The organism is Bradyrhizobium sp. CCBAU 45394 (assembly GCF_028128655.1).
Taxonomy (GTDB): domain Bacteria; phylum Pseudomonadota; class Alphaproteobacteria; order Rhizobiales; family Xanthobacteraceae; genus Bradyrhizobium; species Bradyrhizobium diazoefficiens.
Genome location: NZ_LBIX01000049.1, coordinates 1 through 553, shown reverse-complemented (window position 1 = coordinate 553; position 553 = coordinate 1). Strand labels below are relative to the sequence as shown.

1 protein-coding gene is annotated in these 553 nt (G+C 61.7%); it reads right to left on the bottom strand.

Features of this window, described 5'->3' with window-relative positions; genetic code table 11:
* Positions 1 to 544: ABC transporter ATP-binding protein (locus WN73_RS11615; RefSeq protein WP_442870067.1), on the bottom strand; the 544-nt coding region annotated here is incomplete at its 3' end.
* Between the last annotated feature and the right edge of the window lie 9 nt (positions 545 to 553).

Here is a 553-nt window from a genome sequence, read left to right as displayed (position 1 = left end):
GACAATCCTCAATTTTCCAGCCGATGGTGATCACCGCGCCGGGCTCGACCTGCACCGTTCCTTCGGAATTCGGCAGCTTGATCACAAAGTCATCGTGGCCGCAGACCGAAACCCGGGTGCGCACGTGGTCGCCCAGATAAATCACTTCCGTAACTTGCGCGCTGAAGACATTGGGCAGCGAGCCTGGCGCCGGGTTCAACTTCACCCGCTCCGGCCGCAACGACAGCACCGTCGACCGGCCAACTGTGTCGACATTGACGGCCAGCGCCTGCACGTTGCCGGCGCCCGGAATCTCAACCTGGCAAGTCGCGCCATTCTTCGCCACGACCTTGCCATGCAGCCGGTTGTTCTCACCGATGAACTGGGCGACGAACGCGTTCTGCGGCCGCTCGTAGAGTTCGGCGGGCGCGGCCAGTTGTTGGATGACCCCATCGTTGAACACCGCGATGCGGTCCGACATGGTCAAGGCCTCGCCCTGATCATGCGTGACATAGACCACGGTGACGCCGAGATCCTCGTGGATATGCTTGATCTCGAGTTGCATGTGCTCGCG